At 65.5% G+C, this 760-nt stretch carries 1 protein-coding gene; it reads left to right on the forward strand.

The genetic code is table 11. The features are described 5' to 3' along the window. The first annotated feature begins 265 nt into the window (after positions 1-265). Positions 266-664 (forward strand): hypothetical protein, encoded by a 399-nt coding sequence (locus ACYVM4_RS18565; protein WP_460669513.1) that lies wholly within the window; start codon positions 266-268, stop codon positions 662-664. Positions 665-760: the final 96 nt, after the last annotated feature.

The following is a 760-nucleotide window of genomic DNA, read 5'->3' on the forward strand; positions in this document are numbered from 1 at the left end:
TGGTCATGGGGGTGTGGTCCTTGATCGCAGGGAACAGTTCATCCCAGCGTGGGCGGTGTCGGTGACCTGCGGCACTCACCGGTGTGACCGGGTGCTGAACACTCGTCGAAGGACCCGATGCGACCGTTGCTGGTGGGGGGAGGTAGATGGGCCGGGGAAGTGTCCATCGGAGGGGCATCTGCCGGTCACACGGTGCTCACCGTGTGCTGTCAGACTGAGCGCGCCCACACCGGCCAGTGGCAAGGGCAGCCCGGGAGGTTATGTGATGACCGCTCAAACCGTCCTGGCCACCGCGGAGATCAAACTTCTTAAGGCCAAGCGCGCCTACGCCAGGAAGCTGCTCCGGTTCATCGCCGAACACCTGCACCACCACCACCCCGAGGCGGTACGCCTGAGCGTCTACGCCGATCAGCGCACCAGCGAGTACTTCCTCGGCGAACTGCTGGATCCCGACGGCAACGCCATCGACTTCGATCCGGACAGTCTCGTGGTGCCCCACACGGAGACGGACGGCCCCTTCGGAGAACCGATCGCCGTTGGCCCCCACGACGTGGCGGACCTGCTGTGCCGGGCCCTGACCACCTACGAAGGACCGTTGGAGAGGCTTTTGCGCACCGAACGCCACACCGGGGAGCACTACCTGGATCTGCCCCGGGCCCACTGACCCCTAACTCGGCTCACCCGGTGATCAACAGGGCTGGTACGGAAAGGCACCACCACCGTTTTCACCACCACCCCACGGACGCTGTCCCCGACCCCA

The sequence above is a fragment of the Kocuria himachalensis genome, from assembly GCF_054784195.1.